The sequence below is a fragment of the Streptomyces malaysiensis subsp. malaysiensis genome, assembly GCF_040653035.1.
Classification (GTDB): Bacteria; Actinomycetota; Actinomycetes; order Streptomycetales; family Streptomycetaceae; genus Streptomyces; species Streptomyces malaysiensis.
Genome location: NZ_JBEZNG010000007.1, coordinates 1 through 17,305, shown reverse-complemented (window position 1 = coordinate 17,305; position 17,305 = coordinate 1). Strand labels below are relative to the sequence as shown.

Genomic DNA, 17,305 nt, shown 5'->3' with positions numbered 1-17,305 from the left:
AATTCTTCGAGAAGGAGCGATCTCATGAGCACCAACCCCTTCGAGGACCCCGAGGGCACCTATCTCGTGCTCGTCAACGATGAGGGGCAGCACTCTTTGTGGCCGGCGTTCGTCGAGGTTCCCCAGGGCTGGCGCACGGTTCTGGCCGACGCCACGCGGGACGCGGCGCTCGAATACGTGAACACCAACTGGACCGATATGCGCCCCAAGAGCCTGATCAAGGCGATGGAAGGCGCCGGCGCGGCCTGACCCGCGGCACCGCCGCACCCGCTGGACCGCCGTGTGGCCCGCCCCGCCGGGACGCCTCCGACGCGTCGCACCCGACGGGCGGGCCACACCCATGTCCGCGCGACCCCGAAGACCAAGGAGAAGGGAGGAGCGAGATGCCGGTCATCGATGTCAACGGAATACAGCTCCACTACGAGGAAGCCGGCGAGGGCGAGCCGGTCGTGATGATCCAGGGGACCGGCGCCGGCCGCACCGTGTGGCAACTGCACCAGGTGCCCGCCCTCACCGCCGTCGGATTCCGCGTGATCACCCTCGACAACCGGGGCATACCGCCGACCTCGGGGTGGACCGAGGGGTTCACCCTCCAGGACATGGTCGGCGATGTGGCGGGGCTCATCGAGCACCTCGGGATCGGTCCCTGCCGGGTCGTCGGCACATCCCTGGGCGCCTTCATCACCCAGGAACTCGCGCTGTCCCGGCCCGATCTCGTGCGCCAGGCCGTCCTCATCGCCACCCGGGGCCGCACCGATGTGCTGCGGGCCGCCATCACACGTGCCGAGATCGAACTGTACGACGCCGAGGTGGAACTCCCGGTCCGGTACGCCGCCGTGGTACGAGCCCTGAAGTCGCTGTCCCCGCGCACCCTCGACAACGGGGCGGCCATGGCCGACTGGCTCGACCTGTTCGAACTCTCGCCCGCGGGCGGGCCGGGACACCGGTCCCAGATGGAGTTGAGCACACTGGACCACCGGCTCGAGGCATACCGGGGCATCCGGGTCCCCTGCCAGGTCATCGCCTTCGCCGACGACCTGATCACCCCTCCGCACCTGGCGCGCGAGGTCGCCGACGCCATCCCGGGAGCCGCGTACGAACTCATCGAGGGCTGCGGGCACTACGGCTATCTGGAGGACCCCGCCGCGGTGAACAAGGCGATGGTGGAGTTCCTCACCGGGACGGCCGCCCGCTGACGGCCATGGGAGGCCGAACGGCACCGGAACGAGGAGAGGGGGGAGGGGCCCGACCGGGGGTATCGGACGGCCCTCCCCCCTCTCGTCAAAGGGGTCGCTCGGCCACTAACGCTGCGGGTGGCCGGGCGACGCGCTGGGCGCCTCGTCCCTGCCCGTCCCGGGCGCGGCCGGCGGTGTGTACGAGGCCGCCGGCACATCGGCACCGCCGCCGGCCGGAGCCGATACGGGGGAGAGCCGCCGGCCGGTCCCGGACGTGCCGCCGGGCCACCAGTTCCACGGGCCGAGCGCCGTCATCAGCGCCGGCAGCACGAAGATCCGGATGACCACGGCGTCCAGCATGATCGCCGCCGCGAGTCCCACGCCCAGCTGCTTGAACTCGACCGCGTTGAGCGTGCCGAAGATCGAGAACACGGCCACCATGACGATCGCGGCACTGGTCACGACGCCCGCCGAGCGGACGATGCCCTCCCGTACCGAGTCCTTCACGGACGCGCCCTCCAAGGCCATCTCCCGGATCCGGCTGACCACGAACACGTGGTAGTCCATGGACAGCCCGAAGAGCACCACGAACAGGAACAGCGGAAGCCAGGACACCACCGTGCCCGAACTGTCGAAGTCGAGCAGGCCCTCGGCCCAGGTGTGCTGGAAGACCGCCACCAGGACACCGAACGAGGCGGCCGCGGACAGCAGGTTCAGCAGCACCGCGGACAGCGCCACGGCCAGAGAGCGAAAGATCACCGCCATGGTGCCGAAGGTCAGCAGCAGCACGAAGCCCACCACCCAGGGCATGCGCTCCTCCAGATGGGCCGTGAAGTCGGCGCCCTGGGCCACCGCGCCGCCGACCGCGCTCTCGGCGTCCGGGACGTCCTCCAGCGCCTGGGGCACCCATCCGCGCAGCACCTTCATCGACTCGGTGGCCTTGGGGTTCTTCGGCGGGTACGGCGTGCCCACATCGACGGTGTGCACCCGGCGGTCCTCGGACTCGCGGATCACCGGCGTCTGGTCATGGGCGAACAGGCTGTTTCCCTCGGCACGGGCGATCAGCCCCCGCAGGGCGGCCTCGACCTGGCCGGCCTCGCCGGCGGGAGCCCGTACCGCCACCTTGTGCACGGTTCCCTCGCTCGGGAAGGCATCGGTGAGCCGGTCCGTCGCCCGCACGATCGGGATGTCCCGCGACAGGTCGTCCTGGCCGGGCTGCTTGAGCTTCATGTCCAGGGCGGGCAGGGCGAGCAGCAGCAGCGCGCCGATGGACACCACCAGGGTGAGAACCGGCTTGAGCAGCGCCGGGCGCAGCAGCACGGGCCACATCCGCGACTCGCCGGAGCGCATCGTGAGCCGCCACAGGAACGGCACCCGGGGACGGTCCACCCGGCCGCCCAGCTTGGCGAGGAGGGCGGGCAGCACGGTCACCGAGCCGAGCACCGCGACCGCCACGACGATGATGGAACCGGTCGCCAGGGAGGCGAAGGTGGCCTCCTGGGCCAGATAGAGCCCGGCCATCGCCACGATCACGGTGGTGCCGGACACCACGACCGTATGCCCCGACGTCTCCGCGGCGATGTCGATGGCGTCGAGGTGGGACTTGCCCTTACGGCGCTCCTCCCGCTCCCGCTTGAGATAGAAGAGGGAGTAGTCGACGCCGACGGCCATGCCCATGAGCAGGATGACATTGCTCACCGCGCTGGTCTCCGGCAGTACGTGTGAGGCCAGGGACGACAGGCCCATCGCGGAGACCACACAGGACAGGGCGAGCAGCACGGGCACCCCGGCGGCGATGATCGCGCCGAAGACCACCAGCAGGATCAGCAGGGTCAGCGGAACGCTGATCAGCTCAGCCCTTCTGAAATCCTCGCCGATGGTCTCCGACATGCCCTTCACCGTGGAACCGTCGCCCACCTCTTCGATCTTGAGCCCGTCGTGGGCGCGATCGGCCTCGGCGCTCACGTCCAGCAGCGGGCCGACCCGGTTCATGGCGTCGTCCTCGTCACCGGTCATGGTGACCGGCACCAGCAGGGCCTTGCCGTTCGGCGCGGGGACCGGCTCACCGACGCTCCGCACCTCGGGCAGGTCCTTCATCCGGTCGGTGATGTCCCGGGCCGCCCGCTCCGCCGCCCGCCGGTCCAGCTTCCCGCCCGAATCGGAGGTGATGAGCACGTTCTCCTCGGGCCGCTCGGTGAAGTCCCCCGAAGACACGATCTTGCCCGCCCGGCCCGACTCCCGGACCCCGGACTCCTCGGAGTCGAGCTTGTTCGTGCCGGCGGCGCCGCCGAGGAAGAGACACAGGACGACGAACACGACCCACAGTCCGATCGCCGACCACGGGTGTGTGGCGCTCCATCGGGCTACCCGTAACGTCGCCGGTTTCTTTCGCACCGTCGCTATCCTCCCAATGTCGCCGAACCGCCGGGGCGGCCGACGGGATTATGACGGTGAAACGTTAGTCGCGTGGCCCGGACGTCGATACGGGGTAAACCGCCTCGGTGGTCATTGTTTCCCGCAACTGTCACCCTGCGGGGAACCGCAGGGTGACAGTTGCGGGAAACCGTACTCGCCCAGGCGAAAACTTGACCGGAGGAAACTGCGGCCATTAGTTTCATATCCCGGTTCGTCCTTTCCGGTGGAGTGAAAATTCCATTGGCAAGTAAATGCCGCACCATTATGCGAATCAAGGGGAAACAATGGAAACCACGGTCCTCACTCGGCAACATGTTGCCAAGATCGTCCAGGAGAAGGGATTAGACCTTTTCATGGACCGGATGATCGACCGGCTCGACGAGGCGTTCCGAGAGGAAAGCCGACGGGGCATCACCCCGGCGCGGGACGGATTCCTGCGCGGTCCGGAGAACACGGCCATCCTCGAATGGATGCCGCACCACCAGCCCGGCGACTCGACCACCATCAAGACCGTGGCGTACACCCCCACGAATCCGTCCGTCCATCAGCTGCCCACCATCGTGGGCACCATGGCTCGCTACGACGATGTGACCGGCCGTCTGCTGGCCATCGGCGACGGCATCCTGCCCACCGCGGTCCGCACCGGCGCCGCCTCCGCCATCGCCAGCCGTCTGCTGGCCCGCCCCGACAGCCGGGTCCTCGGCCTGGTGGGCGCCGGTGCCCAGGCGGTGACCCAGGCGCACGCCCTGAGCCTGGTCTTCCCGCTGGAGCGCGTCCTCGTCCATGACATCGATCCCGCCCACGCCGAGTCGTTCGCCGAGCGCGTGGAATTCCTCGGAATCGACGTGCGGGTGGCATCCGTCGCGGAGATCGAGGCGGCATCGGACATCATCTGCACCGTCACCTCGGTCGGGGTCGGGGACGGCCCGGTCCTCCACGGCGAGCGGCTGCGCCCGCACGTCCACATCAACGCCATAGGCGCCGATCTGATCGGCAAGTACGAGGTGCCGCGGTCCGTGCTGAAGTCCGCCTTCGTCACCCCGGACCACCGGGGGCAGGCGCTGCGCGAGGGCGAGTGCCAGCAGCTCGACGCGAGCGACCTGGGCCCGGAGCTGCCCGAGCTGTGCGCGGAACCGGCGCTCGCCGAGGCGCGGCGGGAGGGGCTGACCGTCTTCGACTCGACCGGATTCGCCCTGGAGGATCACGTCGCCTTCGACGTGCTCCTCGAACTCGCGGAGGAAGCCGGCATCGGCGACCGGGTGCAGTTGGAACACCTGCCGGAGGACGCGCTCAACCCGTACTCCTTCCAGTGACGGAACCGGGCTGTGCCCGCCCGGAACGTGGCGGGGCCGCGGACAGCCCGGCGGTGTGTCAGACGCCCAGAGGTGCTCGACGGCGTATGGGACGACGTCGTCGGGCACCTCGGCATGTGTGCTTGTCGCCGGTCGTACGCCTCAGGACTCCAGATACCGCAGGACCGCCAGGATCCGCCGGCTGTAGCCGGCGGTGTGCGACAGCTCGAGCTTGTCGAAGATCGTGTTGAGGTTCTTCTCCACCGAGCTCAGCGAGATGTGCAGCTTCTGCGCGATGGCCGTGTTGGTGTGGCCCTGCGCCAGGGTCTCCAGAACACTTCGCTCGCGCGGGGTGAGCCGCGCGAGCGGGTCACCGTGCGTGGTACGGATGACCAACTGGCGCACGACCTCCGGATCGATCGCCGCGCCGCCCGCGTGAATGCGCTCCAGCGCGTCCAGGAACTCCTCGACCTGGGCGACCCGGTCCTTCAGGAGGTACCCGACCCGCTCCGCGTTGGCGGCCAGCAGCTGGGCCGCGTAGTTGCGCTCCACGTGCTGTGACAGCACGAGCAGGCTGATCCGGGGCCAGCGCTTGCGGATCTCCAACGCGGCCCGCAACCCGTCGTCGGTGTGTGTCGGCGGCATCCGGATGTCGACGACGACCATGTCGGGCGTCCGCTCCTCGACCTCCTTCATGAGGGACACCGCGTCGCCCACGGCCGCGACGACCTCGTGGCCCTCCTCGACGAGCAGCCGTACCAGCCCTTCCCGTAGCAAGGTCGAGTCCTCGGCGAGGATCACGCGCATGGAAGCTCCGCGGTAATGGTCGTGGGTCCCCCGAGGGGGCTGTCGATGTGCAGTAGACCGTCGAGCGCGCCCACCCGGCTGCGCAGTCCGGTGAGACCGCTGCCCGACGGGTCCGCTCCGCCGGTGCCATTGTCCTCGACCCGGACCACGAGCACCGCTCCGTACAGCGCGAGCCGGATGGAGATCGCCGTGGCACCGGAGTGCTTGGCGGCGTTGGTCACACACTCCGACACCACGAAGTACGCGGCGGTCTCCACCGTCTGGGGCAGCGCGCGGTCGACCTCGAAGTCCATACGGATGGGGATGGAGCACCGCTCGGAGACCCCGCTGAGTGCCTCCTTCAGCCCCAGGCTGTCCAGGGCGGACGGATAGATCCGCCAGGTCGCCTCACGGAGTTCGGTGATGACCTCCTGGGACTCCTGGTGCGCCTGGTGCAGCAAGGCGTCCACCTGCTCGGGGTTGCGGGCACGGCTGCGGCGCGCCCGGCCGAGCAGCATGGCGAGCGCCACCAGGCGCTGCTGGATGCCGTCGTGGAGATCGCGCTCGATGCGGCGGCGCTCGGCGTCGACGGCCTGGACGACCGCGGCCCGGCTGGTGGCCAGCTCATCGATGCGCTGCCGCAGAACCTCCTGCTCGGACGGCCCGAAGCACTCGCGGGCCAGCTTGGCGTCCAGCACCGCCAGGGAGTAGATGCCCTGCACGTCGAGGAAGAGCAGCACTCCGCCGAGCAGCGCCTGGGTGAGGAGTTCCTGGAGGTCGAGGCGGCCTTGGACCAGCCGCACGGCCAGCACGGCGGCGAGGATGACGCCGAACCCCAGCAGACCCACGACGATCGTGCACAGCAGCCCGGTGTAGCTGCGGGTCGCCAGATAGCGCAGGACCTTCTGGTCGGACGACTTGTAGTGCTCGGGGAAACGATCGCCGAAGAAGATGAAGCGGCGCGCCCGGTCCAGCGCCGCGACCCGACGGGCCCCGGAGGCGAGGGCGGCCAGGGCGCGGGGCCGGGTGCGCGGCCACAGCAGGAAGGCCGCCAAGGCCGTGCCGGCGATCAGCAGGTAGAGCAATCCGAGCATGGCCGTACAGCAGCCGAGGAGCGCTCCCGGAATCCTGCGCGGCCAAGAGGGCTCCGCCGCCCCCCTGCCGTCGTGCTGACCGGGCGCGCCGAGAAACAGGTGATGAGTGGCGATATTTGTCAAATCCCCCTGCACGGGGGCAAAGCCTAGCCCGGCCGCACAGCCCGGGCAAGATCGCCCGGGCTGTGGCGCGAGCAGAGCGGAGGGGCCGGGCCGCGCGTCGTGGCTCATGAAGCGTGGCGCCGCCGGTCGCGCCCGCGAAAGCGCATGACCACATAGACCACTATGGCCACCAGAACCGCGACCAGGACCACCTTGGAGAAGACACCGACGTAGGTCTCCACCTCGTCCCACTGATCGCCCAGCCAGTAACCGGCCATCACCAGCACCGTGTTCCAGACCAGGCTGCCCAGCGTGGTCAGCAGGGCGAAGACCGGCAGCGGCATGCGCTCGACCCCGGCCGGAATGGAGATGAGGCTGCGGAAGATCGGCACCATGCGGCCGATGAACACCGCCTTGGTGCCGTGCTTCTCGAACCACTGCTCCGTACGGTCCAGATCGGACGTCTTCACCAGCGGCAGCTTCGCCCAGATGGCGTGCATGCGCCGACGGCCGACGAGCATCCCGATCCAGTACAGCACCAGCGCGCCCACCACCGAGCCGAGCGTGGTCCAGAACAGCGCCGAGGCCAGGCTGATCACACCCTGACCCGCCGCGAACCCGGTCAGGGGCAGGATCACCTCGCTGGGCAGCGGCGGGAAGAGGTTCTCCAGCGCGATGGCCAGACCGGCTCCCGGCCCGCCCATCGCGTCCACGAGGTCCGCGGCCCAGCCGGCGATGCCGTCCGAGGGCTCCTGGGGCAGAGCCAGGGTCATCAAGTGCATGCGTGGTCTCCAACATGGCGGTCCGGCGCCAGGGGCGCCTCCCGCCCCGACGCCTGCCAATCTAGAAACCGCGGATCGGCGGGGACATGAGGATTGCCGCCCGACCCGGTGGTGTTCTCCGCAGCGCTGACCCTGCGGGAAACCGCAGATCAGCCCGGCCCATTCACGGTCGCTCTGCACACTCAGGAACACCTGAGCGCCGTCCCCGCGGCGATAGGCGCCGTACGGGGAGATGGACGGATGGCGGGCGCCGCTGCGGACCACTCCGGCACCGCCGTACGCCACCAGCGTCGGCGCACCGCCCTGACTGCCCCGGCTGATCACGATCCGCGCGGGGTCCACCGGCGAATGCTCACGGGCGGCCTAAACCGCCCGCACCGCGTCCGTGTACAGCCGGCGGTAGTAGTAGTCGTCCGGGGAGGGCAGCCGGTTGTGCGGCAGCCCCCGGCCGCTGTTGTAGCCGAGGCACCGCACCACGCACGGCAGCGGGCCCGCCGCGTCGCGCGGAACCAGCAGCCGGCCGCGTATCCGGTGCCCGTCGAAACCGGAGAACTCCGCCGAACGGTACCCGGCCATCCGGCGACCGTCGCGCACCTGGCCGCCGATCACCGCGATCCGGCGCCCCGGCCCGGAGTTCAGCGGTCGATACGCGCTCCGTGCGGGCCCGTGTCCGGTAGCTCGCCGACCCGCGCCGCGGCCGGGTTCAGCACCCGGGTGAGAAAGGCGCGGGTGCGGGGGTGGACCGGGTCGGACACGACCTGCTCCGGTCCGCCCTCCTCCACGATCACCCCGTCGTCCATGAACACCACCCGGTCGGCGACCTCCCGCGCGAAGCTCATCTCATGGGTGACGACCAGCATGGTCATCCCCTCGTCGGCCAGGGCGCGCATCACCGCGAGCACATCCCCGACCAGCTCGGGATCGAGTGCCGAGGTCGGCTCGTCGAAGAGCATCAGCTCCGGGTCCATCGACAGCGCCCGGGCGATGGCCACCCGCTGCTGCTGTCCGCCCGACAGCTGCGCCGGATAGGCCGATTCCTTGTCGCCCAGACCGACCCGGCTCAGGGTCTCCCGCGCGATCCGCACCGCCTCCGCCTTGTCGCGGCGCAGCACCCGCCGCTGGGCGATGGTGAGGTTCTCCAGGGCCGTCAGATGCGGAAAGAGGTTGAACGCCTGGAACACCATGCCGATCCGCCGCCGCACCCGGTCGATGTCCACATCCGGGTCGGTGACCTCGGTCCCCGCCACGGTGACCGAGCCGGAAGTCGGCTCCTCCAGGAGGTTCACACAGCGCAGCAGCGTCGACTTGCCCGATCCCGACGGGCCGATGACACAGACCACCTCGCCCCGCCGGACGGTGAGGTCGATGCCCTTGAGTACCTCCAGGTCGCCGAAGGACTTGTGCAGCCCCTCCAGGCGGATGGCGATGCCGTCCGCCTCGCCGGTCCCCTCCACCTTCGTCGTCTCCTTCACACCGGTCACCTCGCCTTCGCCGCACGGGACTCGAGCCGGCGCACCAACTGGCCGAGCGGTACGGTGATGATCAGGTAGCACACCCCGGCGACCAGGATCGGGGTGAGGCTGCGATTCTGATTCAGCGCGTCCCGGCCGAACTTGGACAGTTCGTACTGGTCCAGGGAGAGCCCGAGCAGATAGACCAGGGACGAGTCCTTGGTCAGCAGGACCAGTTCATTGGTGAGCGGCGGCAGGACGATCCGGAACGCCTGCGGGATGATGATCGAGGCCATCGCCCGGGTGTGGGACATGCCCAGCGAACGCGCCGCCTCCATCTGCCCCTTGGGCACCGCCTGGATGCCCGCCCGCATCGTCTCCGCGATATAGGCGGCTCCGACGAGCCCCAGCGCCAGCATGACCGTGACATACCGGTCCAGCGCCACCTGGAAGGCGAGCGGCACTCCGAAGCCCAGCGCGATGAACACCAGCAGCGCGGGCACCCCGCGGAAGAACTCGATATAGGCCACCGCCAGCCAGCGGTACGGCGGCACCTGCGAGAGCCGCATCAGCGCCAGCACCACCCCGAGGACCAGGCCGAAGCCGAAGCCGAGCAGGGTGTAGACGATGGTGTTGACCAGGGCGGTGGTGATGATCTCGGGGAACAGGGACCGGGCGACCTCGGCGTCGAAGAACGCGCGCCGCAGCTCACCCCAGTCCGCGGCCAGGACGATGGCGAGCAGCAGGGCGATGAGCACGGCGTACTGCACCGCTCGTATCGCCCGCACCCGCTGCCGGCGGGTCATTGCCATATGTATGCGGACTCCTCAGCTCCGATGACCGTCAGCGGGCGCGTCACTTCTTGGGCGCGGTGCCGAACCACTTCTTGTAGATCCGGTCGTAGGAGCCGTCCGCCCGGGCGTCCTTCAGCACCGCGTTGATCTTCTTGCGCAGTGCGTCGTTGCCGGTCCGTACGGCGATGCCGTACTGCTCTCCGGTGTCGAACTCGGCCGCCACGGCGGTGTCGGGGTTGTCCTTGACGTAGTCGTAGAGGACCCCGTTGTCGTTGATGCCCGCGTCGGTCTGGCCGGTCTTGACGGCGGTCAGCAGCAGTGCGAGATCCTCGAACTGGACCAGTTTGGCGCCCTTGGCGTGCTTCTGGGCGTAGCTCTCACCGGTGGTCCCCTGCTGGACCGCGAGCTTCTTGCCCTTGAGGTCGGCGAGGGACTTGTACGGCTTGCCCTTGGGGGTGAGCAGCGCCTGGGTGGCCTCGAAATAGGGCTCGGAGAAGTCCAGGTTCTTCTCGCGCACATCGGTGATGGTCATCCCGGCGGCGGCCACATCACACTGGTTGGTGTTGAGGTCCTCCCCGGACTGGATGCCCTCGAAGGGCGTGTCCACGATCTCCTGCTTCACATCGAGCGCCGATGCCACGAGATCGACGATGTCCACATCGAAGCCGACGATCTTCTTGCCCTGCTTGGACTGGAAGGGCGGATACGGCAGATGTGTGCAGGTCGTGAGCTTCCCGGACTTCACCAGGCTGATGTCAGAGCCGCCGGACCCCGATGACTTGGTGCTGGTGCACCCGGCCAGCAGGGCGGATACAGCGGCGACGGCTATGACGGGCAACGCGGAGCGAGCGGACACGGCGCCTCCGGGGCAGGATGGGCAGGACGATCACGGATCTCATGATCAGTGAGTCGGCCCGAATCCTCCCACCGGAGGTGGCGCGATGTCTTCAGATGTGTATTGCGACCACGTAACGGACGGGCGCCGACGGGCGCGGCCGGGCACCGACAGGCACGGACAGGGACGAGGTCAGCGCCGCCGGCGCCGCTTGCGGCGCTTGCTCCAGAACCAGCCGGCCGGTGGCTCGTCGGCTCGCCAGGGCTGGGGCTCGGGTGCGCCGCGCCGCCACCGCGCGGTGAGCATCCGGGTGCGCGCGGCGGGCTCGGTGACCTCGGCACCCCGTATGAAGTCCTCGTCGAGTTCGACGTCGTCCCAGCCGTCGGCGTCGTCCCCTTGGGGTGTGGATCCGGTGCTCAAGGGGCACCTCCCCTTAATCAACAGTGCCGCTCGGGCACGAAAGCGTGTTCCTCTAGCGAGAAACGCCTGGGGTGTCCGCCGAGTTCCGGCGGACACCGTCCGGTTTGTTCCCGGTCTGTGCCTGGTCTGCGCCCGGTCCCGCGAAGATCAGCCGGGCGGGTCCTGGACCGGGAGCCACACCCGCATCGCGCCGGGCTCGCGGTTCGCCCACGCGTAGTAGGGGATCGCGGTCACCCGGACCGGCTCGGGGACTTCCGCGCCGTCCGCCTCCCCGCCGGAGCCGACGTCCGCGCCGCCCGCGCCCCCGCGGGAGCCCACGCCGCCGTCCCGGTACGGCCACCAGCCGTCGCGCGCCACGGGCCGGCACTGGGCCCGGGAGGTGATCACGGTCACCCCGCCCAGCAGCTCCGGCCGGTGCTCGGCGCTCAGCGCGGCACCCGGGGCGAGGGCGATGTCGTCCAGCCGCAGCCCGGCGGGCTGGTCGGGCCGCTCCAGGCAGTACACCAGCGGGCCGCGCTCGATCGCGGCACAGCCGCGCACCCCGTCGACCCGTGGATCGGGACGGGTGAGCCGGGGGTCCAGCGCCAGGCTCAGCACGACCGTCTCCCCGGGCCGCCAGCGCCGCCGCAGCCGCAGCCAGCCGTCCTCGGCCCGCTCGGCCACCGGCTCCCCGCCGACCGTGGCCTCGTACGTCCGGGCCCAGTGCGGGATGCGCAGCGAAAGCGTCCAGTCCGCGTCCCGCGGGGCCGCGTCCACCACCACCGCGATCCGCCCCTCCCACGGGTAGCCGGTCCCCACCCGCACCGCCCCGCCGCCCGCCTCGTACGAGCCGGACGCGTACTGGTGCAGCTGGAGCCCCTCGGCGTCGCCGCTCGCCATGTAGTGCGGCAGCGAGGCCAGCAGCCGCATCACGTTGGGCGGGCAGCAGGCACACCGGAACCATGGCGTCCGGTGGGCGTTCTGATCGCCGGTGGCCGTCTTACGGAGCTCATCGTCCTCGCGGACGTGCAGCGGATTCACATACAGCCAGCGCTCACCGTCGAGCGAGACCCCCGATGCGAAGCCGTTGAACAGGGTCCGCTCCACCAGATCGCTGTAGCGGGCCTCCCCGGTCAGCAGCGCCATCCGCCAGCCGAAGTGGATGGCGGCGACGGCCGCGCAGGTCTCCGCGTACGCCCGGTCCGGCGGCAGCTCGTAGGCGTCCCCGAAGGACTCCAGCTCATGCCGGGATCCCACCCCGCCCGTCAGATAGGTCTTTGTCGCGACCATGTCCTCCCACAGCCGCACCAGGGCGTCCCGCAGCCCCGTATCGCCGGTCTCCGCCGCCACGTCCGCGGCCCCGGCCAGGAGGTACAGCTGGCGCACCGCGTGCCCGGCGACCGCCGTCGCCTCCCGCACCGGGACATGGTCCTGCCAGTAGGGCGCCCCGGGCCGGGGGCCGGGGGAGCCTTCCGGCGGGCCGTCGCCGAGGCTGCCCCGGCCGCGCCGGTCCACGAAGTGCCCGGCCAGTTCGAGATAGCGCCGCTCACCGGTCTCCCGGTACAGCTCGACCAGCGCCGTCTCGATCTCCGGATGTCCGCAGACCGTCTCGTCCTTGCCGGGCCCGAACGTGGCGTCGACGAGGTCGGCGCACCGCACCGCCACCGCGAGCAGCCCGTCCCGGCCGGTGGCCCGGTGGTGCGCGACCGCGGCCTGGAGGAGATGGCCCGCGCAGTACAGCTCATGCCCCCAGTGCGGTTCCGCCCACCGCCGGGCGTCCGGCCCCAGCTGGTAGTACGTCTGGAGATAGCCGTCCTCGGCCTGTGCGGCGGCCACCAGCCCGGCCAGCCGCTCCACCTGCCGGGACAACTCCTCCTCGGCCGGTCCCTCGCCGCCGTCGGCCAGCTGCCAGGACGCCGCCTCCAGCCATTTGTGCACATCGGAGTCCTGGAACGGGAAGTCGCCCCGGAAGCCGGACCGGGCCGCTTCCGCTCCCGCGGCGGCCCGCAGATTGGCGAGATTGCCCGCCCGCTCCAGCCGGTCCGGCCCCTGGGCGACGCTCACCTCGGCGTTGACCCGGCGTCTGGCGGCCCAGAAGCCCCCGGTGATCCGTGCCGCGGTGGCCGGGCGGAGCGCGGTGTGCGCTGCCTCGGAGAGCCGGATCGGACCTGCGGACATCCGCCCACCCCTTACACCGCACCGCCGGCCATGCCTGTCTCCCGGTCAGGAGTGGAAACCGGTTTCCGCCGCGAGCATAAGGAGGTGTTCTTCCGGCCGACAAGACTTTCCACACACCATTCAACAACATTCAACATGTGGGCACGGTGTGCGGACGCGGCGGCCGCGGCGGTGGCCTACGCCGAGGTCAGCGCCCCCTGCTCGGCCACATGGGCCACCACACAGGTGACGTTGTCCGGCCCGCCCGCGCGGTTGGCGAGGGCCACCAGCTCCCGTACGGCCCTGCCCGGGTCGTCCTCCGAGGCGAGCACGCGCCGGATCTCCCCGGTGGGCACGACCCCCGTCAGCCCGTCCGAGCACAGCAGATAGCGGTCCTCGGCGCGGGCGTCCCGCAGGGCGAAGTCCGGCTCGAACGCCGAACCGCCGCCCATGGCGCGCAGCAGCAGCGCCCGCTGGGGGTGCGAGGCGGCCTCCTCGGGGGTGATCCGCCCCTCGTCGATCAGCGACTGGACCACGGTGTGGTCATGGGTGATCTGGAACAGCTCACCGTCGCGCAGCAGATAGGCGCGCGAGTCGCCGATATGGACCAGCCCGAGGCGGGAGCCCGACCACACCATCGCGGTGAGCGTCGTGCCGACGTCCCGCAGCGTGGGGTCGGAGGCGGCCAGCGCGGAGACCGACTCCCGGGCCCGGTGGGCCGCCTCCTCCAGGGCGCTCAGCAGTTCCCCGCCGGGGACGCCCGCGTCCAGCGGTTTGAGCGCCTCGATCGCCGCCTCGCCGGCGTGCCGGCCGCCCCCGAAGCCGTCGGCCACGGCGAGCAGGCGCGGACCGGCGTAGCCGGCGTCGTCGTTGCTCTCCCGGACCGAGCCGGTGTCGGAGAGCACGGCGTAGCGGATCCCCAGGGTGGGGTGGTCAGAAGACATCGTGATGTCCTTCCCGGACAGATGGTCGACGAGGAAGGCGGCCAGGTCCCTCCTGGCGGCGGTGTCGGCCTCGACCCGCGCCCAGTACGCGCGCACCTCCCGCGCCGCCGTCTCCGGCGCCAGCTCGCACACCGCCCGGATGTCGGCCAGTGGCATGCCGAGCCGCCTCAGCCACGCCACCAGACGGGCCCGCTCCAGCTGGGCCGGATCGTAGCGGCGGTAGCCGGAGTACGGATCGACGCGGGCGGGCGGCAGCAGTCCGAGCTCGTCGTACAGGCGAAGCGCCTTGGGGGACAGCCGCGACGCCCTCGCGAACGCACCGATGGTCAGCAGCCCCATGCTCGCCCTCCTCGTCGCCGGGCACCTCGCCCGGCCACCACGATGCTCGGGCTTCCCCTTTGGGGAAGGTCAACGATGGGCCCCTGATCAGTAGCTCGACTCTCAGGCGAACGAATTCCCGAAGCAAGTGAGCGCCCACGATCCGATATCAAGCTCTCATGGCAATGAGTCGGTCATATCCATACATCTTGCCTTCTTCGGGTATCCGCCATGCTTTACCCGGGAACTGACGGTGTATCCGCGCGTTCTCGTGGCCTCACGAGAAGAGGGAGGTCCTCTCATGGCCGTTTCCACCACCCCGGGCACCGTCTGGGGCACCTGGATCAACTTGCAGGGCGGTATCCACTCCGAGCCCGCCCCGGTCACGTTCGCCGACGACCGGGTGCAGGTCTTCATCCGGGGCGGGTCGAACGTCCTGTGGAGCAGGGTGGAGGCCCGCGACGGCAGTTGGGGGCCGTGGCAGCAATACCCGGGCCTGTCCGTCGACGGCATCCCGGCGCCGATCCGGGGCAAGGACGGAAAGGTCCGGGTCTTCTACCGCACCCCGAGCAACAACCTGGAGGTCATCACCCAGACCTCCATCAACTCCGGGTACGGACCGCCCCAGACCCTGGTCACCGGCATCGGGGACGACCCGGCCGCCGCGCTCGGCGCCGACGGCCGCATCTATGTGTTCTTCCCCGGCACCGACAACGCCCTGTGGTACATCCGCAACCAGGATCTGCAATACGAGACCTACAGCGCCGCCACGTCGCTGGGGGGCGGCATCTTCGCCACGCCTTCGCCCATCCTGGACGGGGGAGGACGGCTCGTGGTGGCGGTCAAGGGGGCGGGCGAGACCCTTTACACCATCCAGCAGCAGACGGCGAACTCCACGGTCTGGGAAGCCTTTTCCCTCAACGCCTCCAATGTGACCAGCCGCCCGTCGGTGTGCCCGGACGCGGCGGGCCGGGTGCAGATCTTCTACCGGGGTTCCGACGGGTCCGTCCGGCGGGTCGGACAGAGCGACGACTACGACACGTTCGGCGCCCCCGTGAGCCTCGGCGCCCAGATCGTCTGGCGGCCCACCTGCGCCCTGGCCCAGGACGGCCGGATCAACGTGTTCATCAAGGCCACCGACAACGCCCTGTGGGTCGCCGTCCAGAACACCGAGAACGGCACGGCGTACAGCGGCTTCCAGTCCCTGGGCGGGGTCGTAGGCTCCGCGGGTGTCGGGGTCCCCATCCTCAACGAGGAGAATCTGCTCTACGTCTTCATCCAGGGCAGCGGAACCGCCAGGGACCTCTGGCTCCAGCGCCAGACCTTCGTCTGATCCCTCCTCGCCGGATCGCCGAGCCGCTGAGAGTTCCGCCGTCACCGTCGAGCCCGTCCACTTCGGCAACCACATCCGCGCCGGCTACCTCGGCAGGTCGCAGTACCCGGACCCGTATCTCAAGGCCGCGTTCGACGACTTCCGCGTGTACGGCAGGACACTCAGCGCTAATGAGGTCGCCACTTTGGCCCAAAGCTGAGAGGCTCGGGCGGGCGGGCCGTGCCCACGGTCTGCCCGCACCCAACCGCACCGTACGGACAAGGACGACGCCCATGGTCCACCTCGCCGCCGAGAACCGCTACGACTCGATGCAGTACCAGCGCTGCGGACGCAGCGGTGTGCTGCTCCCGAAGGTCTCGCTCGGCCTGTGGCACAACTTCGGCGACACCCACCCCCTGGAGACCCAGCGCGCGGTGCTGCGCCGCGCCTTCGACCTCGGCGTCACCCATATCGATCTGGCCAACAACTACGGTCCGCCGCCCGGCAGCGCCGAGGCCAACTTCGGCTCGATCTTCGCCCAGGACTTCCGCCCCTATCGCGATGAGCTCTTCATCGCCTCCAAGGCCGGACACCTCATGTGGCCGGGGCCGTACGGGGAATGGGGTTCGCGCAAGTACGTCCTCGCCAGCCTCGACCAGTCGCTGTCCCGGATGGGACTGGACTACGTCGATGTCTTCTACTCCCACCGCTTCGACCCGGACACCCCGCTCGAGGAGACGATGGGTGCCCTCGACAGCGCGGTACGGCAGGGCAAGGCGCTCTACGCGGGCATCTCCAACTACCCGCCGGAGGCGATCGCCGAGGCCGCGGCGATCCTGAAGGAGCTGCGCACCCCGTACCTGATCAACCAGTACCCGTACTCGATCCTCCAGCGCGGGGTCGAGGGCGGGGTGCTCCAGGCGTCCGCCGAGGCGGGCGTCGGCGTCATCGCCTTCTCGCCGCTGGCGCAGGGACAGCTCACCGACCGCTATCTGCACGGGGTGCCCGCCGATTCGCGCATGGCGCTCGGCCACTTCCTCAAGCGCGAGGCGCTCACCGAGGAGCGGCTGGCCCTGCTGCACGCCCTCAACAAGCTCGCCGAGGGGCGTGGCCAGACCCTCGCCCAGCTGGCGCTCGCATGGGTGCTGCGGGACCCCCGGGTGGTCTCGGTGCTGATCGGCGCCAGCAGCGTCGCCCAGCTGGAGCAGAACGTTGCGGTGCTGGACGCGCCCGCCTTCACCGACGCCGAGCTGGCCGAGATCGACCGGCTCTCGGCGGAGGCGGGGGTCGAGATCCCCTGACGGGCCCCGGCCCCGGGACCCACACGGATGACCTGAGGCCCGCCGCGCCCGGCGCGGCGGGAATCCGTCATCGCGGCCCTCGGATTCGGCCTCGCGGTCGCCGTCGCCCTCGACGCCTTCATCGTCCGCATGACCATCGTGCCCGCGG

The 17,305-nt window shown here is 70.1% G+C and carries 15 protein-coding genes and 1 pseudogene; 5 read left to right on the top strand and 11 right to left on the bottom strand.

Going from position 1 to position 17,305, the window contains the following annotated elements:
* Positions 1 to 24: 24 nt before the first annotated feature.
* Both AB0E24_RS16510 and AB0E24_RS16505 read left to right on the top strand, forming a co-directional pair.
* Positions 25 to 249: an MbtH family protein gene (locus AB0E24_RS16510; protein WP_069871580.1), complete on the top strand. Its 225-nt coding sequence runs from the start codon at positions 25 to 27 to the stop codon at positions 247 to 249.
* A gap of 134 nt (positions 250 to 383) precedes the next feature.
* Entirely contained in the window at positions 384 to 1,196 is an 813-nt protein-coding gene (locus AB0E24_RS16505; RefSeq protein WP_069871583.1) for an alpha/beta fold hydrolase, read from the top strand.
* A gap of 105 nt (positions 1,197 to 1,301) precedes the next feature.
* Here the strand turns inward: AB0E24_RS16505 and AB0E24_RS16500 are convergent, their stop codons facing one another.
* On the bottom strand, positions 1,302 to 3,491 hold the full coding sequence (locus AB0E24_RS16500) for an MMPL family transporter (protein ID WP_347235025.1): 2,190 nt from the start codon (positions 3,489 to 3,491) through the stop codon (positions 1,302 to 1,304).
* Between the two features lie 350 nt (positions 3,492 to 3,841).
* On the opposite strand from AB0E24_RS16500, the gene AB0E24_RS16495 reads away from it, so the two are divergent.
* Positions 3,842 to 4,903, top strand: a complete 1,062-nt coding sequence (locus AB0E24_RS16495) for an ornithine cyclodeaminase family protein (protein ID WP_331717374.1) — start codon at positions 3,842 to 3,844, stop codon at positions 4,901 to 4,903.
* 141 nt (positions 4,904 to 5,044) lie between these two features.
* Here the strand turns inward: AB0E24_RS16495 and AB0E24_RS16490 are convergent, their stop codons facing one another.
* From AB0E24_RS16490 to AB0E24_RS16445, 10 genes and pseudogenes are all read right to left on the bottom strand, one after another.
* On the bottom strand, positions 5,045 to 5,689 hold the full coding sequence (locus AB0E24_RS16490) for a response regulator (RefSeq protein ID WP_173963146.1): 645 nt from the start codon (positions 5,687 to 5,689) through the stop codon (positions 5,045 to 5,047).
* Positions 5,680 to 6,762 carry a sensor histidine kinase gene (locus tag AB0E24_RS16485; protein ID WP_167459970.1) on the bottom strand — a complete coding sequence of 361 codons (1,083 nt, stop codon included), beginning with the start codon at positions 6,760 to 6,762 and terminating at the stop codon, positions 5,680 to 5,682. Before AB0E24_RS16485 ends, AB0E24_RS16490 begins: the two co-directional genes overlap by 10 nt.
* Positions 6,763 to 6,989: 227 nt before the next feature.
* A complete protein-coding gene (locus AB0E24_RS16480) occupies positions 6,990 to 7,646 on the bottom strand; it encodes a DedA family protein (protein ID WP_069871782.1) in 657 nt (218 codons plus the stop codon).
* A gap of 273 nt (positions 7,647 to 7,919) precedes the next feature.
* Positions 7,920 to 8,201 (bottom strand): annotated as a pseudogene (locus tag AB0E24_RS16475) (acetylxylan esterase); the annotation flags it as partial.
* 80 nt (positions 8,202 to 8,281) lie between these two features.
* Positions 8,282 to 9,118, bottom strand: a complete 837-nt coding sequence (locus AB0E24_RS16470; RefSeq protein WP_284705992.1) for an amino acid ABC transporter ATP-binding protein — start codon at positions 9,116 to 9,118, stop codon at positions 8,282 to 8,284.
* A gap of 5 nt (positions 9,119 to 9,123) precedes the next feature.
* Entirely contained in the window at positions 9,124 to 9,909 is a 786-nt protein-coding gene (locus AB0E24_RS16465) for an amino acid ABC transporter permease (protein ID WP_069871592.1), read from the bottom strand.
* 43 nt (positions 9,910 to 9,952) lie between these two features.
* Complete coding sequence (locus AB0E24_RS16460; protein WP_069871594.1) at positions 9,953 to 10,747, bottom strand: basic amino acid ABC transporter substrate-binding protein; 795 nt, start codon at positions 10,745 to 10,747, stop codon at positions 9,953 to 9,955.
* Between the two features lie 171 nt (positions 10,748 to 10,918).
* The gene (locus tag AB0E24_RS16455) at positions 10,919 to 11,146 is read right to left on the bottom strand and encodes an SGM_3592 family protein (protein ID WP_069871597.1); all 228 of its coding nucleotides are present in this window, start codon (positions 11,144 to 11,146) and stop codon (positions 10,919 to 10,921) included.
* Between the two features lie 147 nt (positions 11,147 to 11,293).
* Complete coding sequence (locus AB0E24_RS16450) at positions 11,294 to 13,303, bottom strand: glycoside hydrolase family 127 protein (RefSeq protein ID WP_359377630.1); 2,010 nt, start codon at positions 13,301 to 13,303, stop codon at positions 11,294 to 11,296.
* A gap of 176 nt (positions 13,304 to 13,479) precedes the next feature.
* The gene (locus AB0E24_RS16445; RefSeq protein WP_359377627.1) at positions 13,480 to 14,565 is read right to left on the bottom strand and encodes a MerR family transcriptional regulator; all 1,086 of its coding nucleotides are present in this window, start codon (positions 14,563 to 14,565) and stop codon (positions 13,480 to 13,482) included.
* A 280-nt stretch (positions 14,566 to 14,845) separates the two neighbouring features.
* Here AB0E24_RS16445 and AB0E24_RS16440 point away from each other — a divergent pair, with 280 nt between their 5' ends.
* Both AB0E24_RS16440 and AB0E24_RS16435 read left to right on the top strand, forming a co-directional pair.
* A complete protein-coding gene (locus AB0E24_RS16440; RefSeq protein WP_351373738.1) occupies positions 14,846 to 15,877 on the top strand; it encodes a DUF8189 domain-containing protein in 1,032 nt (343 codons plus the stop codon).
* Positions 15,878 to 16,149: 272 nt separating this feature from the next.
* Positions 16,150 to 17,157, top strand: a complete 1,008-nt coding sequence (locus AB0E24_RS16435; RefSeq protein ID WP_069871605.1) for an aldo/keto reductase — start codon at positions 16,150 to 16,152, stop codon at positions 17,155 to 17,157.
* Positions 17,158 to 17,305: the final 148 nt, after the last annotated feature.